This window comes from Hyphomonas sp. TMED31 (genome assembly GCF_002172815.1).
Classification (GTDB): Bacteria; Pseudomonadota; Alphaproteobacteria; order Caulobacterales; family Hyphomonadaceae; genus Hyphomonas; species Hyphomonas atlantica.
Map to the genome: position 1 here is coordinate 1 of NZ_NHCK01000014.1, position 26,130 is coordinate 26,130.

The window sequence follows — 26,130 nt, forward strand, 5'->3', positions numbered from 1 at the left end:
GAGACCGACCAAACCGAGGATCTCAAGGCGATGACCGTGCCAACGCTCGTCCTGCATGGCGATGACGACCAGGTCGTTCCCATTGCCAACTCGGCCCTGAGGGCGGTCGAACTACTGCCCAATGGCACACTCAAGGTCTATCCCGGCCTGTCGCACGGCATGCTGACGGTCAATGCCGACATCCTCAATCCGGATCTGCTGGCCTTCATCAACGCCTAATCGACCGACCCGGCGCAGCTTCCCCGACTGGCGCCGGGCCGCGTTTGCCCTTATATACCGCTCCTTGACCAGACGGCCGGGCAGCCGCTGGTGCGCGGGTAACTGTGCACTGGAGGAAAGTCCGGGCTCCAGGGAAACAGGGCGACGGCTAATGGCCGCCCGGCGCGAGCCGAGGGAAAGTGCCACAGAAAGCAAACCGCCGCTTCTTCATGGAGCGGTAAGGGTGAAAGGGTGGGGTAAGAGCCCACCGCGGGACTGGCGACAGGACCGGCACGGTAAACCCCGCCCGGAGCAAGACCGAATAGGGGGCGCGCATGGGCCGTTTTCCGCCCGCGCCCCGGGTGTGTCGCGTGAGGTGCCTGGCAACAGGCATCCCAGAGGAATGGCTGCCAGATCCCTGCGAAGGCAGGGACGAACAGAACCCGGCTTACAGGCCGTCTGGTCTTTTTCCCCGGTCGCGCAAAGCGCGACAATTCGATCGAGGATCGAATTGAGGGGAAACAGGCCCGCAGCGTAAGCAAGGGCTACACCCCGATGACGCTTCGCGTCATCATTCGATCGAGGATCGAATGTTGGAAGAAAAGGCCTGAAGCGCAAGCGAAGGCTGCTGCCCATGCCGCAAGGCGGCAGCTTGGACAGTTCGCCCCTAAGCTTCCAGCATCGCCTCGAACCCGCCATGAATCAGCCGCGAGCCATCAAACGGCATGGACATGCCCTGCATGCGTTCGTCTGCTTCCATCTTCGCCCAGGCCGCATCCCGCACCTCTTTCGAGGGCCAGGTCACGAAGGACAGGACAATGCCCTCCCCCTCCTCGCGCGCGACGGCCAGATGCATGGACGTCTTCTTGCCCTCCGGCACATCGACGCCCCAGCATTCCATCACGCTCAGCGCGCCAAGCTCTTTCATCATGCCCGACATCATCTTCGCCTGTTCCAGATAGGCCGCCTTGTTCGCCACTGGCACCGCCGCCAGAAACCCATCGACAAATGTCATCTCATTTCCTCCTCAGGGCGCACCCCGGCACCACGGACGCCACCATAGCGCAACATCTGGCGACAGGCGACGATTGTGTCGTTCACCGGTCCATACACGCCTTGTCCCCCTGAATTCCGGTCGCATCCTGCAGCGCGCATTGATCCGGACAGGAACTTTATCCCCCTCCTGAAAATCCGGTGTATCATGACCGCATGACTGGCCTGCTTGCCCCTCCTGCGCAATTGCCACCGCACCTCCAGCGCTTTCGCGTCTGGATCTGGCTGCAGCTGGTCATGCTGCGCCTTTATGTGTGCGCTGTGAAAGGGGCGCGGGCATCTTTCCTGACCGGAATTGACAGGAACGGAAATGTCCACATCGTCGCGATTGGCGATACCCTGACAGAGCGCCGCGCTGCGCCGTGGAGCTTCACGCCGTCAAAAGCGTTTCGCATGGCCATGTCCGAAGATGAGGATGTGGCAGTGGGGATCTGCTCGCCCCGTCCAAAGACGAAGCCCGGGATTGACTTCATGGTCCCCTCAATCCCGAATCCCGGGCTAAGCCGGAATGAGCAGAACACGGCAAATCTGCCCCTGCCAGAGACGTGACAGAAACGCGTGTTCTGAAATTCGGTTCCCGGAAAAGCGCCTTGATTGGCGTCAAACGTGCAGCTTGTTACACGGTTCCTGCCTGCATCTCCGCGATGAAGGCATCCGCCTCGGCAATCGAGCGCTCCATTTCGGCAATCAGGGCCGCCACATCGGTTTCAATGTCGCGCGTCTCATCCCCCAACGCCGCAATCGCCCGGGCGTTCAGATTGTGCTTCAGGAACAGGACACGATCCTTGAACACGGCCAGGACCGGGTCCATCGAAGCCGCCGCCCGGTCCATCTTGTCGACCAGTACGGAATAGCGCTCTCGCGTGGCTTCCAGCTGGTCCGCCGAGGCGCGGCGCAGGCCGGGATCGGAATATTCTTCCAGCTCCTTGCGCCATTCCACGAACAGGTCGCGGGAGACGGCTTTCATGTCCTTGATCCGGTCACGCACCCGATCGGCCTTCGCTTCAGACCGTTCATAGGCCCGGTTCAGGGAGTCATAGGAGGCTTCGAGTTCGCCGCCATCAAAATTCACGACATCGCGAAACGCTGCCAGCGCATTGGTGAATTCCTGCTTGGCCTCCGCCTGCGCGTCCGATGCTTCGTTCACGCGCGACACCAGCAGATCCCGCTTCTGGTATCCGAACTGCTCCATCGCGCCATAATAGGCCGTCGAACAGGCAGAGAGTGTCGTGGTGGCGAAAACAGCGGCGAGCATGGCCGCGCGGATGCGATTGGACATGATGGACAAAAACCCCTTCCCGAAGATTCCAGCCGGCCCTCTTTGCCGTGCGTCGCCCCATCCGTCCAGTCCGGACAGGAAAAGCGGGGGTCAGGCGTCCAGAACGCTCAGGAAACGCTCGATCTCTGTGTCCTCGGTGGCCCAGGAACAGACGAAGCGCTGGCTGCCACCCATCCAGGGATAGAACACCGCGCCCGCCGCGCGCAGCGCCGTGACCTGATCGTCGGGCAGCATCGCGAAGACTTCATTGCCCTGCGGCTCGAACGCCAGAGACACACCGCGCGCCACCAGGCCATCGGCCAGCTTCCGGGCCATGCCGTTTGCCTGCGCCGCCAGATCCAGCCACAGGCCGCCCTCCAGCATCGCCTCGGCCTGCGCGGAAAGGTACCGCATCTTGGGCGGCATGTGGCCGGACCGCTTCGCCCGCGCCTCCAACTCGCGTGTCTTTTCCCGCGCCTTGCCGAACAGCAGGATGATCTCGCACCCCATCGCCCCGGTCTTGGTCAGGCCGAAGGTCAGCACGTCCACGCCAGCTTGCCAGCTCATCTCCGCCGCGCTCGCTCCGGTTGAGACCAGTGCATTGCCCAGACGCGCGCCATCCAGATGCACGATCAAATCCGACGCATGCGCCCTGGCCGCATAATCCTTCACCTCTGCCACGCTATAGGCCGTACCGTTTTCGGTGAGGTTCGTCAGGGACAGGACATGCGCTGGGGTTTCATGCACGAAGTCATGATTGATGCGCGCCAGGGCCTCATCCAGCTGCGCAGGGCCGATCTTTCCATCCGGCCCGCGAAGCAGGTGCAGCTTGCCTCCGCCGGAAAAGAATTCCGGCGCGCCGCGCTCATCCACGGCGATATGGGCCCCGGCATGACACAGCACTGCGCCCGTCGGCGGGCAGAAGCAGGACAAGGCCAGCGCATTCGACGCCGTGCCGGACGCCGTCAGCCAATAGTCGAAATCGTCTGTACCGAACACAGTCGCCAACTGGCCCCGCAAACGTCTTGTCACCCGGTCATTGCCATAGCTCGACTCGAGGCCGGAATTCGCGGCGAGCACCGCTTCCAGCACTTTCGGATGCGCGGGCGCAGACGTGTCGGAGGAGAAATTCATCAGATCTGCGTGTCCGGTGTTTGCCACATCAGGTGCTGGCCGCCATCACTGGCGATCATCTGTCCGGTGACGCTGCTGGCTGAAACCAGGTATCGCAGCGCATTGACGATCTCGTCCGGGCTGGAGCCCTGCCCTGTCAGCGTGGCCGCGGTCTCGGCTGCAAACTCGTCTTCACTCTGATGTTTCGACTTCAGCGTCGGCCCCGGCCCGATGGCGTTGACGCGGATGTTTGGCGCCAGGGCCTGCGCCATGGTTTTCGTCGCCTGCCAGAGCGCGGCCTTGGACAGCGTGTAGGTGAAGAAATTCGGGGTCAGCTTCCAGACCCGCTGATCGATCAGATTGACGATCAGGCCCGGCGCGCCTTTCGGCAGGGCATCCGCAAAGGTCTGGGCCAGATGGATCGGCGCGCGGAGGTTCGCGTTCATGTGCTTGTCCCAGCTCTCCCGCGTATGGCTGGAGACCGTGTCCTCATCGAAGACCGAGGCCGAGTTCACAAGCAGGGACACGGGCTGTCCGACCTTCTCCGCAGCGTGCAGGATCAGCTCAGCGGTGGCCACCTCATCCGACAGGTCAGCCTGCATTGTGACGGCGTCCCCGCCGGCCGAACGAATGGCCTGGGCGGTTTCCTCTGCGCCGTCAGCGGAGGAATTGTAGTGGACGATTACCTGCCAGCCATCAGCGCCCAGCGCTTCGGCCATGGCCCGGCCCAGCCGCGCCCCGGCGCCCGTGACCAGCGCCGCACCCGGCTTCATGCCGGCGCGCTCTGGAACAGGCCGAGCAGGTTCACCCCGTGAATCAGGCCGTAGATATAGGCGGCATAGATCAGCAGCATCAACACTCCCATCAGGCGGCCAAGGCGCGCGCGCGTCAGGATGAACCCGCCGATCAGCAGCGCCGCAAAGGCCATGACCCAATGATCATATTGCGTGAAAGTCGGCGCAATCTCAATCGGCCCGAAGAGAGAGATGATACCACCCGCCCCGAGAATGTTGAACACGTTGGAACCAAGCACGTTGCCGATGGCCACTTCGCCATGCCGGCGCAGCGCCGCCGCGATGGCCGCGCCGATTTCAGGCAGGGAGGTTCCGAACGCCAGCAAGGTCAGGCCGATCCATTCCTGAGGCACGTGATAGAATTCGGCGATGCCCACACCGCCCGCGATGATCAGATGCGCGCCGAGGACGAGCCCCCCAATGCCGAGCACGATATAGGCCAGCGACCGGCCAAGGCTGAGCGGGTCGTGTTCCTCAATCTCGATGCCGGGATCTTCGCCCGACGCCACGGCCTTGCGCGCCATGTAGAAGGTGATCACGCAATACGCCACGAGAATGGTCAGGAACAGGACGCCCCCCAGGAAGGTCAGCGGTCCCACCGCCGTCAGCAACATCCAGACAGCCGTCGCCACCAGCATGGCCGTCAGCGCGCGTCCCTGCCCGTGACCGCCGGCCACAAATGGCATGATCAGCGCCGGGATGCCCAGCACCAGGAAGATGTTTGCAATGTTGGAGCCGACAATATTGCCCAGCGCGAGACCGGCCCGGTCTTCCAGCGCAGCATTCAGGGACACGACCATTTCCGGGGCCGATGTGCCGAAGCCGACAATGAAGATACCCGCGATCAGCTTGGAGACGCCAAACCGTTCGGCCACGGCGACTGCGCCGCTTACCAGGAAATCCCCCGCAAACGCCAATATGACGAGCCCCCCGATCAGGGCGGCGATCAGGGAAAAATCAGGCATGCGCCGGGCTCGCTCCTAGTCGAGACGCTTGTATTCAATGAAGTTCAGGATGCCGAATACGATTACAATTGCGGCAATGGCAATCAGAGAGGGATGGATGATCATGGCGCCGTCTCGCTGTTGTTTTCTTGAGCATTTCCATGCTTTCGCACCGCTCTTAGCGTGCGTTGCCGGGCTTGGCGAGCCCGAATTCTCAGGAAGTTTGCATTCCCTTTGCGAGTTTTTTCACATTAGACCTGTAATTCCCACGGCGTAAGGAGACCTCATGTCCTGGCTCAGAACCCGGCTTTTTCATGCCTATGCCCGCCTGCGCCGCCCCATGACGATGGGTGTGCGGGGACTGGTCGAGAATGAGGACGGGCATATCCTTCTGGTGCGCCATACCTACATTTCCGGCTGGCACATGCCCGGCGGCGGGGTCGAGCGGAACGAGCCCTGTGTCGAGGCGTTGCGGCGCGAAATCGAGGAAGAAGCGGGAATCCTGATGAATGGCGCGCCGGTACTGGCAGGCGTTTATTCCAACCACGCCTCATTCCCGAACGATCACGTCATGCTGTATCACGTGCCCCCAGGTATCTGGACACAAGGCAAGGCAACGGCGCTGGCCGAGATTGCGGAAATCCGCTGGTACCCGCCTGATGACGTCCCTGACGGCACGACCAATGGCACACGGCTAAGGCTGGCAGAATTCTATCAGGGCCAGGCCCGGTCACCTTATTGGTCGGGCAAGGCCCCTTAGCCGTCACGCCCCCGCCATTGCCAACAGCGCCGGCAGGCACAGGAAAGCAAGCGCGGCCAGCGCAACAATGACCAGGCGGGTCGTGGGGGAGAGCCGTGATCTCATGCGCACCTTGTCGGCGCGGATTGAGTCTCAATGCGGGCAGATTGTCGGAAACTTCGTGGAATTGCAGTTCAGCGGAAAGATTCGCAGATTGAGGGAACCTTTGCTCGCGTCGCCTATTGCTTGATCGTGGTGGGATGGGAACGCAGAGCATTCCACTACAAGACGAGCCCCGTGTCGGAGCAGGGTCCCCCCTCTTCCCGCTCCGGACCGAGTGTGGAACGCTGGCTTTCTCCCCCTTGAGTCAGCGTTCCTTTTCTTTGGGTCTAGTCAGGTGAGCCCGATCCGGCAGCTTTCATGTATTGCCCAGCCGTCCACCAGGACAGCGCCGCCGCAACCCAGAGCAGGCCAACCACGGTCACAATCGCCACGATCGCCAGCACATCGGACCCTGTCACCGCATCGCCATCAAGGCTCGGGCGCAGCGTGGCCAGAGGCAGCATCAGGCCGATGATCGCCGCGAACTCGAATCCGGTTTTCCACTTTGCCAGATTGGACGGGACAATCGCGGAGCGCCCGCGCGGCGTTGCCCGGAACCATGTCATGAACACATCCCGCGCGATGATCATCGCTGCAGGCACATAAATCAGCCAGGATCTGAATTCGAGCGCGAGCCCGAACAGCGCTGCGGCGATCAGCAATTTGTCGGCAATCGGGTCCAGCCACACACCGAACCGGCTGTGCGCCTCCAGTTTCCGCGCCAGCCAGCCATCCAGGAAGTCGGTGATGGCTCCCGCGAGGAATGCCAGGAACGCAAACTGGTACCAGAGCTGTTGCAGGGTTGCCCGCCGAGACAATTCCTCTGGCGACAAGCCGGTCAGCGTCAGGTCCAGGCTGCCCGCCTGCCAGAAGCCGACCAGAACGAAACCGGCAAAGACGCAGCGGGCAATGGTCAGCGCATTGGGGAGCCATTTGAAAGTCATGGCTGCCACCTCTGCCAGTGCCCGCGCGCCTTCGCAATCACGAAACTGTGGAGGTTGCCCTCCCAGCCTAATTCGTATTGCCGGTCACATCCTCAATCGCGATGTCGTAGTGCCGGTTGCAGAACTGGCAATCGATGCCCAGCGTGCCATCCGCTTCGGTCATCTCTCGCAGGGAGTCATCCGGCATCTGTTTCAGCGTCTCGACCAGCCGTTCCTGATTGCAGGTACAACGGTCATCCAGCGCCTGCGGCGTTTCCATCGTGACGCCCTGTTCGTGGAACAAACGGTAGAGCAGCTGCTCCATCGGCAGGTCCGCATCGGCCAGCTCACCATCGGTCAGCGTTGCAAACAGGGCTTCGGCTTCGCGCCACGCCTCTTCGGTTTCACCGCGCGTTTCATCTGCNGCGATCCGCTGCACCATCATGCCGCCGGATACCCAGACCGGATTTCCATCCTTGCGGTCCAGCTCGGCGACGGACAGTTTCAGGCGCGTCGGAACTTGTTCTGACATGGCAAAATAGTCTTCTGCGCACTCGCTCAGCGTGCCCTTCGACAGCGGCACGATGCCCTGATAGGGCTGGATCGCCGGATTGTCCTGAATGATGATCAGGCCAAGCCGTCCGTTCGGGCCGAACAGCTGGGGCATGTGCGGGGCATCGCCCTTGTTCACCTTGTCCAGATGGGCCCAGGCCTCGGCATCGAATTTGGCATAGCCGCGCACACCGCCATCAGAGCGATACTCGCCGACCAGCATGGACACCGGGCCATCGCCTTCGGCCTGCACCAGAAGGCGCCCCTCGAATTTCAGGGACGCGCCGACCAGCGTCGCAAGCGTCACGGCTTCGCCAAGTATGCGGGCCAAATTCTTCGGATAGTCATGCCGATGCAGGATGCCCGACAGGCTGCCCTCGCCCATGCGAACGGCGCGCCCGCGAATGGGACGGTCCACGATCTGGAAGTTCGTGACGAAATCGGTGACGGCGTAGGTTGCGTCAGTCATGGGAGGACACCTCGAATTGGTGTCCCCATGTGGCAGCGCCCCGCCCCTATCGCAAGAGGCACGCCTGCGCGAGCCCGATCAGGCCGAACAACTGCCGCCGCCCAGCACGCAGAAACTGGCGCACCAGGGATGGTTCAGCTTGACCGGATCAGCCGTCGCATCCGACAGCGTATCGCCAAGCTCGAACGCAGGGTCGTCCACCAAGAGCGTACAGGCGGTCACCGTGGCCTTGCCCGCGCCCTTGCGGCGGATCACCATGCGCTGGTTGGCGCACATGATGTCGTCTGGTGACTTGTTCAGGATGCCCCAGCAATCTGTNGTNATCTCGGGCGGATCATCGCGCGCGATCATCTCCGGGAACAGGACAAGCTGTTTGGTGTCGGACGGGTCGAGGCGCAGCCCCAGAGATTGGGCCAGCGCGCCATAGGCGGCGCGGGCGGTNGCATCATCCTCTGTCAGGGCCTGGCGTCCGGCAATCGCCACCTGTACGCCGCGTTCACCAAGCCATCGGAGGCCTTTGCACGCCTCTTCAAAAGCTCCCGACCCGCGCTCCTCATCATGAACAACCGCCTCGTGGGAATCGAGGGACACGCGCAGGATCATTCTGGAGCCATAGGTCTCGGCCAAACGCTCCAGGCCCTGCTGGATGCGAGGGCGCATCATCGGACGCATCGCATTGGTCAACAGCAGTAGGCTGTGCCCGTCTGCCAGCACGTCTTCCATGATGCCCAATATCTCCGGGCACATGAAGGGCTCACCGCCCGTGATGCCGATTTCTATGGGCTTGTCGATTTCATCCAGAAACGGCCGTACATCCGCGCGGGTGAGATAGACGAGCCGGTCGTTGCGCGGTGAACTCTCGATGTAGCAATTCACGCATTCGATGTTGCAGAGCGTGCCCGTGTTCAGCCACAGCGTTTTCAAACCTGTCCAGCCGACGCTGGCGCGCGTCTCGCCCTTGGCGGTGACATCGGGATCAGAGAATTTGGCGGGGTGAAATTCGCTATCGGCCATGCTTCCATGTGTAGCGTGATCTGCGCGCCCTTCCAGCAGTTTTGTCTGAACACACTCAATCGTGAATGTTGCCACCTGACAGGGCCGCGCTATTTTGCGCTTCATGGCTGAAAACACTCAGGAACTTGTCTTTGAAATGCTCACCTCTGGAGATGAGGGGCGCGTTTGCAAGGACATCCCTGACAGTGCCTGCAAGGAAGAAGCGGGCAATTTCTTCACGCATGTCACCAGCCTGTCGACCAGCAAGATCTCCGACGGGCTGATTGATCCCAAACTCGTGCTCAGCTGGCTGCTGACCACCATTGGCGCCCCAACCTGGCTGATTGGCCTGCTCGTGCCGGTCAGGGAGGCTGGCGCGCTGTTGCCGCAATTGTTCACCGCCGCCGCCCTGCGCGAGCTGCCTCAGCGCAAATGGGCCTGGGCNGCGGGCTCTGCGGTACAGGGNCTCNCGGCGGCCAGNATGGGCCTCGCCGCCTTCTTTCTCGATGGGGCAGCNGCAGGCTATGTCATCCTGATCGCNCTGGCCGTGCTGGCGCTCGCNCGCTCGGTCTGNTCGGTGACCTACAAGGATGTGCTTGGAAAGACCGTCTCGAAATCGCGTCGGGGTACGGCCACGGGAACGGCCAGCACGGTCGGCGCCGCAGCTGTGCTGGTCTATGGCGGCTTGCTCACCGTCGGCTGGATCGACCGGATGAGCCTCGTCATTGGCGGCTTGCTGCTCGCCGGCGGCCTCTGGATGACGGGCGCGGCCCTGTTCACGACGCTGAAAGAGGAGCCGGGCTCCACCGAAGGCGGCGGCAACCCGATCAAATCCTTCCGGGACAATTTCCAGCTGCTCGCCGAGGACAAGCAGCTGCGCCGGTTCATCCTGACGCGCGGCCTGCTGATCTCCACGGCGCTGGCCCCGCCCTTCATGGTGGCGCTCGGCACGGACACTGAAGAGGCCAGCCAGATGTTTGGGGGTCTGGGACTGCTCGTCATCGCCTCAGCCGGAGCGGGCCTGCTCAGCTCCTATGTCTGGGGACGGCTGGCAGACCGGTCGAGCCGGAAAGTGCTGATCCTGACGGCTGCGGCGGCCACGCTCGCCTTGCTCGCAACACTCGGCCTCAACGCGGCAGGATTGCTGCAGGATNTCTGGGCGCTGCCGCTGGTCCTGTTCGTGCTGATGATCGCCTATCAGGGCGTGCGCCTGGGCCGTTCNACCCATCTGGTCGACATGGCCAGCCAGGACAACCGCGCGGCCTATACGGCGCTGTCCAACACGATCATNGGAACGCTGCTGATATTTGGCAGCGGTTTCAGTGTTGTGGCGCACATGGCGGGAGAGGCGGTCGTAATCGGTTTGCTCGCCCTGATGAGCGCGCTGGCCATTCCGGTCGCCTTCGGTCTCGAAGAAGTGCAGGACAGCTAGGCTATTTGCCGAGGCACCAGCGCAGCACGGCCTTCTGGGCATGCATACGGTTTTCGGCTTCGTCAAAGACAAGGCTTTGCGGCCCGTCNATNACTTCGGCGTCGACCTCCTCNCCNCGGTGNGCNGGCAGGCAGTGCAGGAANTTCGCACCGCCAGCAGCCAGCTCCATCAGCTCCTCGGTCACGGCATATGGCTCGAGNATTTCCAGACGGCGTTCGGCATCTGCGTCACCCATCGACACGAATGTGTCCGCAATCACCACATCCGCGCCAGCGACAGCCTCTTCCGCCGTGTCGTACAAATCGATGCGCCCCTGCAGGTCGCGGGCGATCTCGATATCCTCGTCATCCGGCGCAAAGCGTGGCGGCGTGCCAACGGCCAGTGAGAACCCGAACTTCGCCGCCGCATGAATGAAGCTGGCGCAAACATTGTTGCCGTCACCCACCCATGCGAGGCGCGCGCCATTGAGGGTCAGGCCATGCTCTTCCAGCGTCTGCAGGTCCGCCATGATCTGGCAGGGGTGAGACCGGTCCGTCAGGCCGTTGATCACNGGTACGCTGGCATTCTCGGCAAAGGCCTCAACGTCTGAATGATCATTGGCGCGGATCATCACNGCGTCGACAAAACGCGACAGAACGCGCGCTGTGTCCTCAACGGTTTCGCCGCGGCCAAGCTGCATGTCGTTGGATGTCGCCGTGATGGACGACCCGCCAAGCTGACGCATGGCCATGTCGAAGGAAAAGCGAGTCCGCGTCGATGATTTCTCGAAAATCATCGCCAGCGTGTGCCCTTCCAGCGGGGCGCCCGTGTCGACCCGTCCCTTCGGCCAGCCTTGTCGCGCCTTCTTCATCGCATGGGCCATGTCCAGGATTTCGCGCAATTCTGCGGATTCCAGATGCCAGAGGTCAATGAAATGGCGCGGGGTGGCGGATGAGGTCATTCAGAGAAACTCCTGAAACGGGAAAGCGGGCCAGATACTCCGTTTTGAACAATTATTCCAGTGACGGCGGGGGATTTCACCCTGAATCCTCAAACATGGACGAAATCTAATTGAGAATGACTTGCAAGAGNCNGCAAGGTGTGAAACAAGAGTTTTGAGAACGACTCGCAAATAACTGATGGAGCGTCCCATGTGCCTGCCGATCGATGATGCCGCCATGCTGTGCTGGCTGAAAAGCCAGAAGAGCGTGCTGGAAGCGTGGCGGAACGAGTTAACGGAGCGACCNGACACAACCGACACGATGATCAATCGCGTTGAGCAGCACTATACCTGGCTCAGCGAGGAAATCTCTCGCCTCGACGTTCACAGGCAAGCCGCCTGATCCTGNTTTGCCGCAGCGCGGGGCGAGGTTTGCCCACCTCGTTTCCTCCCCCTTCGCTCTCCTGCGCTGCGGCATTCCCCTCCCNCGGCTCCCCGCAGATCTGTACTGGCGAACACACGCTGTTTGCCCTATGTGACGGGCAGATCAGTGCCCATCCAGACAGGGAGTCTCATCACTCATGGACAATGTTCTCATCATCGGTGCCGGNGCCGCCGGATCCGTCGTCGCCCAGAAATGCGCGATGGACCGCGACACGTTCAAACACATCCATCTTGCCTCGCGCCGTATCGAGAGCTGCGAGAAAGTGGCCAAGCTCTGCCAGACACCGATCGAGATCAGCCAGGTTGATGCCGACAATGTTGAAGANGTTGTCGCGCTCATCAACAAGGTGAAGCCGGACCTGCTGATCAACATGGCCCTGCCTTACCAGGACCTGCCGATCATGGATGCCTGTCTCGAAGCGGGCTGCAATTACATGGACACCGCGAACTATGAGCCGCGCGATGTCGCCAAATTCGAATACTCNTGGCAGTGGGCCTATCAGGACCGTTTCAAGGATGCCGGCCTGACCGCCATNCTCGGCTGCGGGTTCGATCCGGGCGTGACCAATATCTATTGTGCCTATGCCCAGCAGGAAGGCCTGTTCGACGAGATCGAATTCATCGACATTGTGGACTGCAACGCCGGCGACCACGGCAAGACGTTTGCGACCAACTTCAATCCGGAGATCAATCTCCGCGAAGTGACGCAGGACGGCAAATACTGGAAAGATGGCGAGTGGATCGAGATCCCCGCCCTGTCGATCAAGACGATGATCGACTATCCGGAAGTNGGCCCGAAAGCCTCTTACCTGATCTATCACGAGGAAGAGGAAAGCCTGGTCAAGCACATCAAGGGCCTGAAGCAGATCCGCTTCTGGATGACCTTTGGCGAGGCCTACATCAAGCACCTTGAAGTGTTCAAATCCATCGGCCTGATCGGTCTGGAGCCGATCAAGCACAAGGGCATGGACATCATCCCGATGGAATTCCTGAAGGACTTGCTGCCGCCGCCTTCCTCGCTGGCCGAGAACTANACCGGCAAGACGTCGATCGGCGTCATCCTGCGGGGCACGAAAGACGGCCAGCCGGTCTCCAAGATGATCTACAATGTCTCCGACCACGCCAAGACCAATGATGAGGTCTCAGCNCAGGCGGTNTCNTACACGACGGGCGTNCCGCCGGTTTCCGGCGCGGCCATGTTCTTCCGNGGNGAATGGNNCGGNCACGGNGTGTTCAACGTTGANCAGTTCCCGGCCAAGCCCTTCCTGGAAGATGTCGCCCAGCGCGGCCTGCCCTGGCACGTCATTGATGTGGACGGCGGCGACCAGGAAGACCTGTTCGCAGTCGAGACTTAGCCACAGCACGCATCTGATTTGGGCGCGGCATCCATCGCTGCCGCGTCCAACTCGACCCGTGTGTCGCCATATGTCGTGGCGGCGCTCATCGTGTGGAACATTTCCCAGACCACACCTTGTGGGTCACGTGCCCAGTGTTTGTTGCCATTCGCATAACAACAATGCGCACCCGGCTCCGCCACGGTGGATTGTTCCGCCGCGCGCAGGCTGTCATTAACCTCGGAGAGTTCGTCGTCGCTTTCGACCTGAATGCCAAAATGGTCAATGCCGGGCGCATTGCCCTCCATTGAACTGACGGCGAAATTGATCCGCGGATCATCGAGCATCCATTTGACATAGTCAGGCTTTGACACGATGGGCGCCGCGCCAAACAGCGCTGTGTAGAATTGCTTGCTGGCAAGGAGATCTGCCGCACGGACGTGGATATGAAGGCGTTTCATGAGAGGTCCTTTTCAGTTTCCATGATTTGAGGGGGACAGGCAGAATCAACGCAGCATTCCACCATCAGGAAGGACGCCAGATCGCGAATGAGCGGATAGTTCGCGGTGGAATAAAGCTCCCGTCCACGCTTGTCCTGANNGACCAGCTTTGCCTCTGCCAAGGCTTTCAAATGATGGGCAAAGGTTGTGGCCGGAACGCCGAGCCGCTCCCGTAGAGAGGTTACGGTCAGTCCATCCGGCCCCGCTCGCACCAACATACGCAGCACGCGAATGCGATTGGGGTGGCCAAGGGCCGCGAAGGCAGAAGAGGCTATCTCGTCGTTCATACNGATCTATATATCTAGTTTTTTAGTTATTTCAAGACCTGTTGAACTAAGTTCGCTGACCCACGCATCCNCGCAACGCGCGTATGCGTAATCATGTGTTTTTGCATGCCTTTGGGTGTCCTATCTGTCCCGGCAGCAAAACGCCGACACAAGGACACCCTCATGGAATCGCATACACCGCCCGGCATGGAACTGACCCTGCGCACACTCGCCATGCCCGCCGACGCCAATGCCGCGGGTGACATCTTCGGCGGCTGGGTGATGTCACAGATGGATTTGGCCGCCGCCGTGCGCGCCAATGAGCGTTGCAATGGGCGCACCGTCACGATTGCGGCGAATGAAATCATCTTCAAGAAACCGGTCCAGATCGGCGATACACTCTGCGTCTACACAGAAGTGGAAAAAGTCGGGCGAACCTCTATGGTCATCCGCATCGAAACATGGGCGCGTCGTGCCTTGACGGCCGTCCGAGAAAAGGTGACTGAAGCGCGCTTCACCATGGTGGCTGTCGATGAGGATGGCCGCCCCCGGCCGGTGAACCCGCCAACGGTCTGATCGGCATTTCAAGGCGCGACATCTGAAGGATTACCCTCATGAGCCTGCCCCTTCTGCCTGGCAATATCTCCACGCTCTGTATCGCGCGANGTATTGCGCGTCTGCAGGCAGCTCGGGGCACGGAATGATCGAATATCAAAGGCACGAACCTGCAATATTCATACATGTGCCGAAAACGGCAGGAACATCCGTCCGGCAAATCTTCAATTCATGGTTTGGCGACGGGTTATTGCCGCACTACGCCAATGCCTCCACCGGCGCATTGCCGGAAGTCACCGAACTAACTCATCCGCGGGAGAGCGGACGGCCGGTCTGTCTTTTCGGCCACTTCAACCAACTTCGAGGGTTTGGAATTCCCGGCCGGTACGATTTCGTTAGACAGTATCTGACGATTGTCCGCGAACCAATTGAACAGGCAATCTCAGAATACTTCTACATACGCAAAGTGGGCCAAAACTGGAAAGACCAAAGCCGAGTTCCAAAAGTCCCCTTGGAAAGCCACCTTGCTTCCGCGAGCCCCAATTTTCTCAACCACTTTCCAGCGGTTGTTACGCAGGACAACTATCGAGATCTGATTGAGGAGAAATTCATCTCCGTAGGCACCACTGAGCACTTGGAAGCGACCATTAAAGTATTTGCGGCCCGCTTAGGNTTCAAGCCAATGACCATTCCAAGAGAAAATGAGACTCCGCGTGATCAGCAAATCTCGCAAGCCACACGGGAATCTTTCATTGAGCGGCACCAGCTAGAGTATCTGGTGTACGACTACTGTCGCAGACGCCTCAATGACCAGTCNCTAGAACTGCGCACATCTGGGAGCGGTTCGGCCTGACCCAAATGCATTCACCTATCGATACCACACACCAAAATAGACCAAGGGAACGCGAGTCATGACACAGAGTACGGATATTCAGACGCCCGTTTTCGTGCTGGACGCGGCGCGCCTGCGCGCGAACCTGGAAACGGCGAAACGTGTGCGCGAGGAAGCCGGGTGCAAGATCCTGCTGGCAACGAAAGCGTTCTCCCTGCCCGCCGCTTTCCCGATGATGACCGACTATCTGGACGGCACCACGGCGAGCGGAGAGCAGGAAGCCATCATGGGGCATGAGAGCTTCGGCAAGGAAGTGCATGTCTACTCGCCCGCCTATACAAAGGCCGAGGTGGAACGCCTGACCGAAGTGGCCGAGCACATCTATTTCAACTCCCTCGAACAGCTGGACCGGTTCGCCGACATTGCCCGCAATGCNGGGGCCAAGGTCGGCCTNCGCGTCAATCCCGGCTATTCCAATGCGACGCTGGGCGGNGACCTGTACAATCCNTGTGCGCCCGGAAGCCGGTTCGGCGAAGTGCCGTCAAAGCTGGATCAGGTTGACTGGTCCCGCATCGACATTTTCCATGTGCACGCCTTGTGCGAAAGCCTGCACGAAGGCTCTGTCGGACTGATCGAATTCGTGGCCGACAATTTCGGGCAATACATTGAACAGGTCAGTACCGTGAATTTCGGCGGAGGACACTTCCTCAACAAGGATGGCTATGATGTTGACGCNCTGATNGCGGCCATCAAGGNGTTCAAGGCGCGCTTTGGCGTCGAGGTTGTTCTGGAGCCGGGCGCCGGCCTTGTCGTCAATACGGGNGANCTTTANGCCACCGTCCTCGCCCTGCACTGGAACGAAGTCGATCTGGCGATCCTCGACGCGTCCGCCTCGACCCATATGCCGGACGTGCTGGAAGTGCCCTACCGGCCAGACGTGATCGGCGCNGGCCAGCCCGGCCAGAAGGCACACACNTACCGGTTCGGCGGCAAGACCTGCATGACGGGTGACGTGATCGGAGACTATTCCTTCGACGCCCCACTCAAGCCAGGCGACACGATCATCTTCACCGACCAGATGCATTATTCCTTCGTCAAGACGAACACGTTTAACGGCACCCCGCTGGCAAACCTCGCGGTGCGCTGGGAGGACGGCATCATCGAGAGNCTGTCNGATTTCGGCTATGAGGAATTCCGGCGGCGGTTGGGGCGCTAACCCGCACCAAAAATTTGCGGTTCACTTTTAACCGATGATTGCGCACGATGAGGTATTCTCCGTTTTCGGAGGAATAGACTGATGCGTAGATTGTTACCTGCAATTCTGTTGATGCTACTGCCAACCACGGGAGAGGCCCTTGCTCATGGTGGCGGGCTCAATGCGCAAGGATGTCACACAAATCGCAAAACAGGTGACTACCATTGTCATGGCAAAACATCCTCATCCTCAGCCACCCCAGCGCCCAGACCTCAACGCGCGACCACGAATACTTTGCCGCCCGCCCCACAGGTTAGGGCCTTCCGCAATTGCTCGGAAGCACGCGCCGCAGGTGCGGCCCCCGTACGTCGGGGTGATCCAGGCTATGGCCCTCACCTTGACCGAGACAATGATGGAATTGGCTGTGAGTAATATACTCTTCAGTNGTAAGGTGTGATGCCGTCAGAGTTTCCGATCATTCCCGAGCGAAGGGATGCGCGCCCGCGCTTTCGCCACGGCATCCAGATCGATGTCCGCCACGATCACACCCGGCTCATCATCTGCCTTCTCCGCCAGCACGTCTCCCCAAGGCGAAACGATCAGGGAGTGGCCGAAGGTCTCGCGGCCATCCTCGTGCTTCCCGCCCTGCGCAGGCGCGAGGACAAAACTGCCGGTCTCTATGGCGCGCGCCCGAACCAGCGTGTGCCAGTGCGCCTCGCCCGTCACGCGCGTGAATGCGGCCGGGATGGTGAGGATTTCCGCGCCCGCCTGCGCAAGCTTGCGATAGAGATGTGGGAAGCGGACGTCATAGCAGATTGTCATGCCAAGCTTGCCGAACTCTGTCTCCGCCAGCACGGCGCGTTCGCCCGGACGATAGGACCGGCTTTCGCGATAGCTCTGCCCGTCGCCCACTTCGACATCGAACATGTGGATCTTGTCGTAACGCGCGCGGACGCTGCCATCAGGCGCGATCAGGAAAGACCGGTTGGCCAGCCGTTCTTCGCCCTCCACCGTCACGGCGATGGACCCGATCAAAAGCCAAATGCCCAATTCATCCGCCAGCGCACGGAGCGCTGCCAATGTCTTGTCATCTGACTCGGCAACGATTTTGGGCCGCGCCTTGCCAGGGCGAATATCCAGCAGATTGGTCATCTCCGGCGTTGCGATGAAACGCGCACCCTTCCCCGCCGCCTCACGGATCAGGGCCGAGGCGTGATCAATGTTCGCCTCAATCTCAACGCCCGTCCGAAGCTGGGCGCACCCTATGCGGAGCTTTGTCATTCGGCTGGCCTCCGGCAGTTTACTCCGGCACCCACTCAGACAGCGCTGCATCCATGATATTGGTCGCTTCACGGACATGTTCGTCCGTGATCACCAGCGGCGGAGCCAGACGCAGCACGTTGTTACCCGCGACGCCGACCAAAAGATTCTTGTCGCGACACACGCCCTGCAGGCTTTTCGGGTTCGCCTTCATCTTCAGGCCGGTGAGCAGGCCTTTGCCGGTTACGGCCTCGACCTTGTCCGGATGGCTGTCGGCCAGGCTCTTCAGCCCCTGGGTCAACGTAGCCGAAACGCGGCGTACTTCGGCGAGGAAATCTTCATCAGAAATGATATCCCAAACGACATTGCCAACCGCCATCGCCAACGGGTTGCCGCCATAGGTGGAGCCGTGGCTGCCCGGTTGCATGTGTTCGCCGACGGTTTCCGTTGTCAGGCAGGCGCCGAACGGGAAGCCGCCGCCGATGCCCTTGGCCGAGCAGAGAATGTCGGGCGCGGCGCCGTCTACCCATTCGTGGGCGAACAGTTTTCCGGTCCGCCCCATGCCGCATTGCACTTCATCATAAATCAGCAGGATGCCATGTTCGTCGCACAGTTCACGAAGGCCCTTCAGGCAGGCATCCGGCATGGCGCGGACACCGCCCTCACCCTGTACCGGTTCGACGAACACCGCCGCTGTCGTCGGCTGCGCCGCTGCGGCTTTCAGCGCGTCATGGTCACCCCATTCCAAATGCACAAAGCCCGGCAGCTTCGGACCNAAGCCCTGAAGGTAATTCGGGTTACCACCAGCATTGATGGCGCCGAGTGAACGACCGTGGAATGCACCGGTGAAGGTGATGATGTCGATGCGCTCTTCATTGCCATTCGCCCAATGATATTTCCGGGCAGACTTGATGGCGCACTCAACCGCTTCAGTGCCGGAATTGGTGAANAAGACCCGNTCTGCNAACGTGTCCCGGCAAATCTTGTCGGCCAGTTCTTCGGCCCCCCGCACGCGGAACATGTTGGAGGTGTGCCACAGCTTTTCCGCCTGGCCTTTCAGCGCGTCGACCATGGCCGGATGCGAATGACCAAGGGCGTTGACAGCAATGCCTGCAATGAAGTCGAGATATCGCGTACCGCTTTCGGTGAAGAGGTATGGACCCTCTCCCTTCTCGAAAACTTCTTCCGGTGGCCGGTAGACAGGCATGATGTGCTGGCGCGGATCGCTCATGATAACTCCCATGCGTTCGCAAAATCTGATTTGGCCAACGCTTGGCCGCGCCGCCTGGCGAAGTCAACACACGGGCTGGCAGCAGCCCCCTTTCCGAAACGGACTTGAGTGAAGCTATCTTGAACCATGAAAATTATTTAATCGAAAAACGATAATTTTGATTGACGTTTTTCGATAAATGCATATTGTTATTCAAGAAGCCGAGGCGGCCCGGGGTCAATGTCTAAAACGCCCCCTACCTCACCTGAGCCGTTGCTCTGGGTCGCCTCGGTGGACTCTCTTGATTACCGNAAATGAAAAAAGGCGCGGAGAGCTTCCACCAGCTTCCGCGCCTTCCACCGTTTGCAGCGTTTCCTCCCAGAAACTTGCCGTGTCATAAGGCCGCGCTTTTAGGCGTGTGTCAAGAATGTGAATTCAAATTTTTCAATGTGAGCAGTTTTTCAATTTTTGCTGCACCGCGCAATAACGACAGGGACTTCAGCGCCGCCGGGCTCCAGGAGGCATTCGCAGACACTGCCAAAACGGCCTCGCTTTTCAAAATTATTCCATCTGAAACAATTTTGAGCCCGTTCGCCTTCANCGTGGCCCCTGTGGAGGTGATGTCCACGATGACGTCTGCGGCCCCGGTGGCCGGTGCGGCTTCGGTGGCGCCAGCACTTTCAACGAGTCGGTATTCGCCCACCGATTTCGCCGCGAAGAAGCGCCGCGTTAGCCGCATATACTTGGTCGCAACGCGCAAACGCCGATGATGGGCCTTCCGGAAGGCCGCGCCCGCAGCCTCCAGGTCCGACATCGTGTCCACATCNATCCAGGCCTGTGGCACGGCCACAATGACATCCGCCCCGCCAAAGCCGAGCCGCTCTGCCACGTGAAAATCTTCCGGCCCGGTCGGCGCNAGATCGTGNAGCAGGTCTTCCCCGGTCACGCCCGCATGGATCGTGCCGTCGATGATNCCCTGCGCAATTTCTCGCGCTGACAGGAGCCGCATGTCGACTTCGCCGAGGCCGGTGATCTCCGCCTGATACCCCCGTTCGCCGCCGATCTGGCGCACTTCGAAGCCCTGCTCCATCAGGAACGCTTCGGACTTTTCCTTCAGCCGCCCCTTGGACGGAATCGCCAGTGACAGGACGCTCATGCCGTCTCTCCTTTTGCGCGCAGGATGCGGTCCGGGCGGACGACNCCGCCAATGCCGGATGCAGCGGCCCTGGACCGGGACAAGCCTTCGATCAGCCCGTCATACCGGCCACCCGAGGCAATGGGCTGTCGGGATGTCAAATTCTGCCCGAACGTCTCGAAGACGAAGCCATCATAATAGGTGAACCGACGCCCGAAGCCNGACCGGAACCGCGCCTCTGTCGCGACACCCGGCACGGCAGCGAGAATGGCATCCATGCGCTTTGCAACGCGCTCGATTGCGCTGCTCATCGTGTCGAGCCCATGTTTGCCCGCTATNGCGCCAAGCACATCTGCTGCCTCCCCTGCCGGGCAGTTTACGCCGGCAAGATCAGACAAGGCTGCTCGCGCAGCCTCGGGAACACCGCCAGCAGCATGAACCGCCGCCTTGCCCCGCAAACCTGCCACGATTTCANCGACACTGCGTGTACCGATCATGGGAATGCCGCGTTCGGACAAGACGTTCAGGAAGGCGGCCTCGGCCTCTTTCGAGCTGGGAGCCTCCAACACAGGTTGCAAGTCATCAGCGGGAGCCTCAGGCGCGGCAGCCAGCAAATCGCTCACCCCGCCCTCCTGNCGGAATGCCCGCTTCAAGAGGTCGGTTGTGATCCGGGCCAAACCAAGCGCATCCACAAAAGCAGGGAAGATCGACAGGTCCCCCATCTCGGTCGCGGTTGGCGTGACGTCACACGCGGCAACGGCCTCACGGACAAGCGCGAATGCCTCGGCATCTGAATCAGCGCTACTGTCCTTNCCGAACCATTCAAAGCCGACCTGTGTGAACTCCATCGGGTCGTTTTCAGCGGCGGGCAGTCGGAATGCTCGGGCCGCATAAGTATAGGCTTTCGCGCCATCACCACCTGCGGCCCGGCGTTCAGCCTCCTGCCCGGCGACAGGCAGGGTCAGGTCCGGCCGCATGACCATCTCATTCCCGCGATGATCGGAGAATACGCACAGACGTGCGCGCACGGCTTCACCCGACAGTTCCAGCGGAATATCAGACGGCAGAATATAGGCCGGATCTACGCGCTCTGCCCCGGTCGCTTCGAACACGCCGCGCGCTGCCGCGACGAGTGCATCATGTGTCATTTCTGGGCCTCGACNATCTTGCGAATGGCCTCGACCATTTCNGCACGCGGGACCTCAAACTGTCCGGGGCGGGCTTCNCGGTANTCTTCATTGGACTTGATGGCCTTCGCCTTCAAAGCGCCCATCTCNAGATCCTTGATCGTNACCGTGCCCTTGGCGAGTTCATCTTCGCCCACCATGATGGCGGCCGGNGATGATCTGCGGTCNGCATATTTCATCTGCGGCCGCATGCCGGAGGNCCCCATATAGGCCTCCGCCCGGATACCGGCGCGGCGCAGNTCTGTTGCGATCTGCAGCGCGACGGACGGGTCTTCCTTGTCGAAATTCAGAACAACNACCGGCCCGTCCAGCTTCTCGGTCTCGCCCATGATCTGCATCGCGGCAGCAAGCCGGGAGATTCCGATGGAGAAACCAGTCGCCGGAACCGTCTCGCCAGTGAAGCGGGCGACCANATCATCATAGCGGCCGCCCCCACCAATGGAGCCGATGCGGTACGTCTTGCCATCTTCTCCCGTCACTTCACGGAGCAGCTCGGCCTCATAGACNGGGCCGGTATAATATTCGAGGCCGCGGACCACGGACGGGTCGATCACGACATCGCCCTCAGGTGCGCCAAGCGCTTCGAGCGCCTTTGCAATGGCTTCCAGTTCGGCAAGGCCGGTTTTGCCTTCCTCTGTGTCGCCGGTGGCCNTCGCCANNTTCTCGAGCGTTTCGGCACGTGTGTCTGCGCCCGCCTGCGCGAAGGCGAGCACGCGCTTCACTTCAGCTGCGCCGAGGCCCGCGCCTTTTGTATAGTCACCGCTTTCATCCATACGGCCTTCGCCGAGCAAATCGGCAACGCCTTCGACGCCCAGTCGGTCCAGCTTGTCCAGGGCGCGCAGGATGGCGAGACGGGTTTCGCCCTGTGTCGCACCCACGCCGTCCAGCACACCGTTCAGTAGGCGGCGCGTATTCACGCGGATCACGAACTCGCCCGTCTCCATCCCGACCGCGCGCAGCGCCTCAGCGCCCATCGCGATCATTTCCGCATCAGCGTGAAAGCCCGGCGCGCCAATCGTGTCGGCATCGCATTGCCAGAACTCACGGAAGCGGCCCGGTCCCGGCTTCTCATTGCGCCAGACCGGCCCGGCGGCATAGCGACGGAACGGCTTGCCCAGTGACTGGCCCGCCTCCGCCACGAACCGCGCGAGCGGGGCCGTCAGATCGTAGCGCAGCGCCATCCATTGCTCATCGTCATCCTGAATGGCGAAGACGCCCGCATTCGGGCGATCATCATCTGGCAGGAATTTGCCGAGCGCATCGGCATATTCAAACGCGCCAGTCTCCAGCGCCTCGAACCCCCATTGGCGGTAGACGCCCGTGATGGTCTCGACCAGTCCGGCCTGCGCATGGATGAGGCTTTCGCGCTTGTCCGGGAAGCCGCGCGGCTTGCGGGCGAGGTCCTTGCCTGTGAGAGGAGGTGTGTCCTTGTCGCTCATGGTCGTCTCTGGTCCTGGTTGCCGACGCGCCCCGCATAGACGGAGACGCCAGAATTGGAAAGGCAACACGTCAACGCAGCGCGGACCGGAGGTCGGCCTGCCTCATCTGATCTGGTTCGGAAGATTGAACACTTGCAGGAGGCGCAGCCGGACCGGTTCGCGCCTCGTCGGCGCGTCACGAATGATGGTGATGGTGGTGCAGTGCAATGTTCATCGCGTTGGCGGATACTGAGACGCCCCGACAGAGTCAACCTTTCAGGCGGGCGTCAGGCTTTTTCCGTCGGGCGCGTGAAAGGCTTCTGCGCGCCATCGCGGCGCTCGATCACCTTGAAGATGCCGGTACCGCGCATCAGCAATTTGTCGCCCGTCCAGATGCGCCCCTCAACGGTGAAGACATCATCCTGACGGCCGACGACTTCGCCTTTGCCCTCGACAAAGCTGCCCATCGGCGCACCGGAGAGAAAGTCACACAGAAGACGAACGGTGACCCACCAGGTGTCCTCATCCTTCTCGACGGCCGCGCCCCAGGCCATGTCGGCAAAGGTCATGACCATGCCGCCATGCGCGTTCATCATGCCATTGGTGTGGTACTCTTCCACGCGGAACGCGCGGTAAACGCCGGTTTCGTCCCGCTTTTCGAACAGCGGGCCAATCTGGCGCCCGAAGCCGCGATGCCAGGGGAGAATGGAATAGCCTTTCGGCGTCTCGAAAGTCTGGTTTCTGGTAAGGTCGTCGCTCATGCAGTGCGGATTAGCGCCAAGTTTGCGCGAGGGCCAGAACTAACCATGCGTCAGTCGAGGCCGACCGCCGTCTTGGCGCTCGCCTGGCGCGCGGCCACCGCATCCACCTCAAACCCTTCAAGGCTTTCATTGAACAATCGGTAGAAATTGAGCTCTGCCCCCAGCCGGAGGTATGCCGCGCCGAGGCCAATGGCCGCGCGGTCCATGAACACAAACTCCCGCGGGATCTTCACCGGCCCTTTCTCCTTAAGCAGCCTGCGCACCTGAAAGGCTTCCTTGCGGCCATACTCGCCGGGGCTAACTCCATCGGCAACAGAGCGCACGCGGTCATCCAGCAATGGACCATAAATGAAGCGCGCCCAGATATTGAGCACCTCGACCAATTCCTTCGACAGGCCGCTGAAGCCCCATTTTTCATAGGCGGCATAGGCTGCGTCGAAATCATCCGCGAGGATGGCGCGATAGAGGTCCACGACACCGCTGACGAATTGCGGCGGGAAGATGCGGATGCAGCCAAAGTCCAGAAGGTTGAGGCCGGTGCCCTCCCCCGTCACTTGATAATTGCCCAGATGCGGGTCGCCATGAATGACGGCATAGGCGTTAAACGGCCCCCACCATGTCCAGAACAGCATTTCCGCAATCCGGTTGCGCACCTCTTGTGGCGCACCCTCGAACGCATCGAGCCGCTGCCCCGATACCCAGCTCATGGTGAGCAGCCGGTCAGTGGAAAGGTCAGGGACCGGGTCCGGCACTGTCACAAAGTCCCGATCTGCCAGCATATGAGCATAAAGCGCCATGTGCTTCGCCTCGCGGGCATAGTCGAGTTCTTCGCGAAGCCGGTCTGTGATCTCGTCGACCATGGCGCTTGGGTCGATCGATCCGTCCATCCGCTTGAACAGGCCGAGCATGGTCTTGAGCTGCCCGACATCCGACTCCACGGCGCTCGCCATGTCAGGATACTGCAGCTTGCAGGCGACCTGGCGACCATCATGCAGTGTGGCCCGATGAACCTGGCCGAGCGAGGCAGCATGGGCGGCCTCCTTCTCGAACTCGGCAAACTTCTCCAGCCATCCCGCACCAAGCTCAGCCCGCATGCGCCGCTTGACGAATGGCCAGCCCATGGCCGGGGCCTCGGCCTGCAGCTGGCTGAGTTCGTTGGCATATTCCGGCGGCAGGAAATCCGGAATGGTCGACACCATCTGCGCCACTTTCATGAGTGGCCCCTTGGATTTGCCAAGCGCCGCCGCCAGCGCGCGTGCGATTTTCTCATCGCCCTGATCCCCGCCAAACAGGCTCTGCGTGGCAAAGGTCAGGCCTGCGCCGGACAAATTGGCCCCGACCCTGGCGGTTCGTGCAAGACGACCCGACAGGCGGTTGCGTTCCGGGTCTCGCGATGTTTGGCTGCCATCTGTCATGGGCAAGATATAGGTCTCTGCCTTGAAAACAGCCAATCCGCACTTGTCGCAGGTGTCAGCCCGATATGACTCGCAATGGATGACAAATGCGTCATGATTGATGTATAGGCCCGCCTTCGCGAGATATCCGCGACGAAAAAGGAACAACGCCCGGAGGTTTCCCGGTCATGGGCACGGGGTGTAGAGTGTCCTTGTTATTACAGGCTGCGGCAACAGAAATGCCAGCGCCGAACCGCGACCAGCAGGAATTTTTTTGAATGTCTTACAATACGCTGCTCACCGAGATTGATGCCGAGGCTGGCTTTGCCATCATCACGCTCAATCGTGCGGAGAGCCTGAACGCCCTCTGCGAAGAGATGATGAACGAGTTGACCGACGCCCTCGACCGGTTCGAGAGTGACACGGATATTGGCTGCATCGTCCTGACCGGCAGCAAGAAGGCTTTCTCCGGAGGGGCCGATATCAAGGAGATTCAGGAGAAGACCTATCCTGAATCCTATTATGAAGACTTCATCAGCCGGAATTGGGAACGCGCCGCGCGGGCGCGGAAGCCCATTGTGGCGGCCGTCTCAGGCTATGCAATTGGTGGCGGCTGTGAGCTGGCCCTGATGTGCGACATTATCCTGGCGGCTGATACAGCCCGGTTCGGCCAGCCTGAAGTGCGCCTTGGCGTGATGCCCGGTGCAGGCGGCACGCAGCGCCTTGCCCGCGTTATCGGCAAGTCAAAGACGATGGAATTGTGCCTGACGGGCCGGATGATGGACGCCGAAGAAGCCGAACGTTGCGGACTGGTCAGCCGCGTCGTGCCTGCAGACGACCTGCTGGACGCCGCGCGGGAACTGGCGCGCACCATCGCCTCCATGCCTCTGGCCGCTGCAATGCTGACCAAGGAAGCAGTGAAGATCGCCTACGAGACCCCCCTTTCCCAGGGCATCCAGTTCGAACGCCGCATGTTCCAGTCGCTGTTTTCGACAGACGACCAGAAGGAAGGCATGGCGGCCTATGTCGAGAAACGCTCGGCCCACTTCAAAGACAAGTAATGCAGGACACCCGATCATACCTGCATTTTCCTGCGCCGGGGTCCATCTGGGCTGTTGACGCCCCCGCGCCGTTTATGTATTCCCCCGCC

Annotated in this window: 27 protein-coding genes and 1 other RNA gene; 10 read left to right on the forward strand and 18 right to left on the reverse strand. The window is 60.8% G+C overall.

Features of this window, described 5'->3' with window-relative positions:
* Together CBB91_RS01820 and rnpB are read left to right on the forward strand one after the other, a co-directional pair.
* Positions 1–219: alpha/beta hydrolase (locus CBB91_RS01820; protein ID WP_273011466.1), on the forward strand; the 219-nt coding region annotated here is incomplete at its 5' end.
* A 68-nt stretch (positions 220–287) separates the two neighbouring features.
* An RNA gene (gene rnpB / locus CBB91_RS01825) (RNase P RNA component class A) lies at positions 288–665 on the forward strand.
* Between the two features lie 200 nt (positions 666–865).
* Here the strand turns inward: rnpB and CBB91_RS01830 are convergent.
* On the reverse strand, positions 866–1,213 hold the full coding sequence (locus CBB91_RS01830) for a DUF1428 domain-containing protein (protein ID WP_035546954.1): 348 nt from the start codon (positions 1,211–1,213) through the stop codon (positions 866–868).
* Positions 1,214–1,407: 194 nt separating this feature from the next.
* Between CBB91_RS01830 and CBB91_RS01835 the strand changes: the two genes are divergently transcribed.
* A complete protein-coding gene (locus CBB91_RS01835) occupies positions 1,408–1,800 on the forward strand; it encodes a hypothetical protein (RefSeq protein ID WP_273011469.1) in 393 nt (130 codons plus the stop codon).
* A 67-nt stretch (positions 1,801–1,867) separates the two neighbouring features.
* On the opposite strand, the gene CBB91_RS01840 is transcribed toward CBB91_RS01835, so the two are convergent.
* From CBB91_RS01840 to CBB91_RS01855, 4 genes are all read right to left on the reverse strand, one after another.
* Positions 1,868–2,530 (reverse strand): DUF2959 domain-containing protein, encoded by a 663-nt coding sequence (locus CBB91_RS01840; protein WP_035546962.1) that lies wholly within the window; start codon positions 2,528–2,530, stop codon positions 1,868–1,870.
* Between the two features lie 90 nt (positions 2,531–2,620).
* Entirely contained in the window at positions 2,621–3,643 is a 1,023-nt protein-coding gene (locus CBB91_RS01845; protein ID WP_273011471.1) for a beta-eliminating lyase-related protein, read from the reverse strand.
* Positions 3,643–4,395, reverse strand: a complete 753-nt coding sequence (locus tag CBB91_RS01850) for an SDR family oxidoreductase (RefSeq protein WP_273011474.1) — start codon at positions 4,393–4,395, stop codon at positions 3,643–3,645. The genes CBB91_RS01845 and CBB91_RS01850 overlap by 1 nt, the downstream gene beginning before the upstream one ends.
* On the reverse strand, positions 4,392–5,381 hold the full coding sequence (locus tag CBB91_RS01855) for a calcium/sodium antiporter (protein WP_273011476.1): 990 nt from the start codon (positions 5,379–5,381) through the stop codon (positions 4,392–4,394). The genes CBB91_RS01850 and CBB91_RS01855 overlap by 4 nt, the downstream gene beginning before the upstream one ends.
* Before the next feature lie 265 nt (positions 5,382–5,646).
* Between CBB91_RS01855 and CBB91_RS01860 the strand changes: the two genes are divergently transcribed.
* Positions 5,647–6,120 carry an NUDIX domain-containing protein gene (locus CBB91_RS01860; protein WP_273011479.1) on the forward strand — a complete coding sequence of 158 codons (474 nt, stop codon included), beginning with the start codon at positions 5,647–5,649 and terminating at the stop codon, positions 6,118–6,120.
* 368 nt (positions 6,121–6,488) lie between these two features.
* Here the strand turns inward: CBB91_RS01860 and CBB91_RS01865 are convergent, their stop codons facing one another.
* The 3 genes from CBB91_RS01865 to CBB91_RS01875 all read right to left on the reverse strand — a co-directional run bounded on the left by CBB91_RS01865 (position 6,489) and on the right by CBB91_RS01875 (position 9,264).
* Positions 6,489–7,145 (reverse strand): CDP-alcohol phosphatidyltransferase family protein, encoded by a 657-nt coding sequence (locus CBB91_RS01865; protein WP_273011483.1) that lies wholly within the window; start codon positions 7,143–7,145, stop codon positions 6,489–6,491.
* Between the two features lie 67 nt (positions 7,146–7,212).
* Positions 7,213–8,145, reverse strand: coding sequence for an Hsp33 family molecular chaperone HslO (locus CBB91_RS01870; RefSeq protein ID WP_035546983.1), 933 nt, complete (start codon positions 8,143–8,145; stop codon positions 7,213–7,215).
* Between the two features lie 78 nt (positions 8,146–8,223).
* A complete protein-coding gene (locus tag CBB91_RS01875; protein ID WP_345906703.1) occupies positions 8,224–9,264 on the reverse strand; it encodes a radical SAM protein in 1,041 nt (346 codons plus the stop codon).
* Between CBB91_RS01875 and CBB91_RS01880 the strand changes: the two genes are divergently transcribed.
* A complete protein-coding gene (locus CBB91_RS01880; RefSeq protein ID WP_273011488.1) occupies positions 9,263–10,570 on the forward strand; it encodes an MFS transporter in 1,308 nt (435 codons plus the stop codon). The genes CBB91_RS01875 and CBB91_RS01880 overlap by 2 nt on opposite strands.
* Position 10,571: 1 nt before the next feature.
* Here CBB91_RS01880 and argF read toward each other — a convergent pair whose 3' ends face one another.
* Entirely contained in the window at positions 10,572–11,510 is a 939-nt protein-coding gene (argF, locus tag CBB91_RS01885; RefSeq protein WP_273011489.1) for an ornithine carbamoyltransferase, read from the reverse strand.
* A 560-nt stretch (positions 11,511–12,070) separates the two neighbouring features.
* Here argF and CBB91_RS01890 point away from each other — a divergent pair.
* Positions 12,071–13,288, forward strand: coding sequence for a saccharopine dehydrogenase family protein (locus CBB91_RS01890; protein ID WP_273011491.1), 1,218 nt, complete (start codon positions 12,071–12,073; stop codon positions 13,286–13,288).
* Here the strand turns inward: CBB91_RS01890 and CBB91_RS01895 are convergent.
* Complete coding sequence (locus CBB91_RS01895) at positions 13,285–13,728, reverse strand: VOC family protein (protein ID WP_273011493.1); 444 nt, start codon at positions 13,726–13,728, stop codon at positions 13,285–13,287. The genes CBB91_RS01890 and CBB91_RS01895 overlap by 4 nt on opposite strands.
* On the reverse strand, positions 13,725–14,054 hold the full coding sequence (locus CBB91_RS01900) for a metalloregulator ArsR/SmtB family transcription factor (RefSeq protein ID WP_273011494.1): 330 nt from the start codon (positions 14,052–14,054) through the stop codon (positions 13,725–13,727). Before CBB91_RS01900 ends, CBB91_RS01895 begins: the two co-directional genes overlap by 4 nt.
* 162 nt (positions 14,055–14,216) lie before the next feature.
* Here CBB91_RS01900 and CBB91_RS01905 point away from each other — a divergent pair, with 162 nt between their 5' ends.
* From CBB91_RS01905 to CBB91_RS01915, 3 genes are all read left to right on the forward strand, one after another.
* Positions 14,217–14,609, forward strand: coding sequence for an acyl-CoA thioesterase (locus CBB91_RS01905; RefSeq protein WP_035547013.1), 393 nt, complete (start codon positions 14,217–14,219; stop codon positions 14,607–14,609).
* Between the two features lie 890 nt (positions 14,610–15,499).
* Entirely contained in the window at positions 15,500–16,636 is a 1,137-nt protein-coding gene (gene nspC / locus CBB91_RS01910; RefSeq protein WP_273011496.1) for a carboxynorspermidine decarboxylase, read from the forward strand.
* Between the two features lie 111 nt (positions 16,637–16,747).
* Entirely contained in the window at positions 16,748–17,047 is a 300-nt protein-coding gene (locus tag CBB91_RS01915) for an excalibur calcium-binding domain-containing protein (protein WP_273011688.1), read from the forward strand.
* 30 nt (positions 17,048–17,077) lie between these two features.
* On the opposite strand, the gene CBB91_RS01920 is transcribed toward CBB91_RS01915, so the two are convergent.
* The 7 genes from CBB91_RS01920 to CBB91_RS01950 form a co-directional block, all read right to left on the reverse strand.
* Entirely contained in the window at positions 17,078–17,896 is an 819-nt protein-coding gene (locus tag CBB91_RS01920; protein ID WP_273011499.1) for a carbon-nitrogen hydrolase family protein, read from the reverse strand.
* A 19-nt stretch (positions 17,897–17,915) separates the two neighbouring features.
* A complete protein-coding gene (locus tag CBB91_RS01925) occupies positions 17,916–19,106 on the reverse strand; it encodes an aspartate aminotransferase family protein (RefSeq protein ID WP_273011501.1) in 1,191 nt (396 codons plus the stop codon).
* A gap of 400 nt (positions 19,107–19,506) precedes the next feature.
* Complete coding sequence (gene hisG, locus CBB91_RS01930; protein WP_272982787.1) at positions 19,507–20,241, reverse strand: ATP phosphoribosyltransferase; 735 nt, start codon at positions 20,239–20,241, stop codon at positions 19,507–19,509.
* Positions 20,238–21,368, reverse strand: a complete 1,131-nt coding sequence (locus CBB91_RS01935) for an ATP phosphoribosyltransferase regulatory subunit (protein ID WP_273011503.1) — start codon at positions 21,366–21,368, stop codon at positions 20,238–20,240. The genes hisG and CBB91_RS01935 overlap by 4 nt, the downstream gene beginning before the upstream one ends.
* On the reverse strand, positions 21,365–22,846 hold the full coding sequence (gene hisS / locus CBB91_RS01940) for a histidine--tRNA ligase (RefSeq protein WP_273011505.1): 1,482 nt from the start codon (positions 22,844–22,846) through the stop codon (positions 21,365–21,367). Before hisS ends, CBB91_RS01935 begins: the two co-directional genes overlap by 4 nt.
* Positions 22,847–23,112: 266 nt before the next feature.
* Positions 23,113–23,586, reverse strand: a complete 474-nt coding sequence (locus CBB91_RS01945; protein WP_273011508.1) for a PaaI family thioesterase — start codon at positions 23,584–23,586, stop codon at positions 23,113–23,115.
* A 50-nt stretch (positions 23,587–23,636) separates the two neighbouring features.
* Positions 23,637–25,001 (reverse strand): AarF/ABC1/UbiB kinase family protein, encoded by a 1,365-nt coding sequence (locus tag CBB91_RS01950; protein ID WP_345906704.1) that lies wholly within the window; start codon positions 24,999–25,001, stop codon positions 23,637–23,639.
* Between the two features lie 257 nt (positions 25,002–25,258).
* Here CBB91_RS01950 and CBB91_RS01955 point away from each other — a divergent pair, with 257 nt between their 5' ends.
* Entirely contained in the window at positions 25,259–26,041 is a 783-nt protein-coding gene (locus CBB91_RS01955; RefSeq protein WP_035547044.1) for an enoyl-CoA hydratase, read from the forward strand.
* Positions 26,042–26,130 lie beyond the last annotated feature (89 nt).

Coding starts and splice junctions, on each gene's coding strand:
- CBB91_RS01945 (WP_273011508.1), bottom strand. CDS start 23,586: ATGAGCGACGACCTTACCAGAAACCAGACTTTCGAGACGCCGAAAGGC.
- CBB91_RS01920 (WP_273011499.1), bottom strand. CDS start 17,896: ATGACAAAGCTCCGCATAGGGTGCGCCCAGCTTCGGACGGGCGTTGAG.
- CBB91_RS01865 (WP_273011483.1), bottom strand. CDS start 7,145: ATGACTTTCAAATGGCTCCCCAATGCGCTGACCATTGCCCGCTGCGTC.
- CBB91_RS01850 (WP_273011474.1), bottom strand. CDS start 4,395: ATGAAGCCGGGTGCGGCGCTGGTCACGGGCGCCGGGGCGCGGCTGGGC.
- CBB91_RS01950 (WP_345906704.1), bottom strand. CDS start 25,001: ATGACAGATGGCAGCCAAACATCGCGAGACCCGGAACGCAACCGCCTG.
- CBB91_RS01835 (WP_273011469.1), top strand. CDS start 1,408: ATGACTGGCCTGCTTGCCCCTCCTGCGCAATTGCCACCGCACCTCCAG.
- CBB91_RS01845 (WP_273011471.1), bottom strand. CDS start 3,643: ATGAATTTCTCCTCCGACACGTCTGCGCCCGCGCATCCGAAAGTGCTG.
- CBB91_RS01830 (WP_035546954.1), bottom strand. CDS start 1,213: ATGACATTTGTCGATGGGTTTCTGGCGGCGGTGCCAGTGGCGAACAAG.
- CBB91_RS01955 (WP_035547044.1), top strand. CDS start 25,259: ATGTCTTACAATACGCTGCTCACCGAGATTGATGCCGAGGCTGGCTTT.
- CBB91_RS01915 (WP_273011688.1), top strand. CDS start 16,748: ATGCTACTGCCAACCACGGGAGAGGCCCTTGCTCATGGTGGCGGGCTC.
- CBB91_RS01860 (WP_273011479.1), top strand. CDS start 5,647: ATGTCCTGGCTCAGAACCCGGCTTTTTCATGCCTATGCCCGCCTGCGC.
- CBB91_RS01895 (WP_273011493.1), bottom strand. CDS start 13,728: ATGAAACGCCTTCATATCCACGTCCGTGCGGCAGATCTCCTTGCCAGC.
- CBB91_RS01905 (WP_035547013.1), top strand. CDS start 14,217: ATGGAATCGCATACACCGCCCGGCATGGAACTGACCCTGCGCACACTC.
- CBB91_RS01840 (WP_035546962.1), bottom strand. CDS start 2,530: ATGTCCAATCGCATCCGCGCGGCCATGCTCGCCGCTGTTTTCGCCACC.
- CBB91_RS01855 (WP_273011476.1), bottom strand. CDS start 5,381: ATGCCTGATTTTTCCCTGATCGCCGCCCTGATCGGGGGGCTCGTCATA.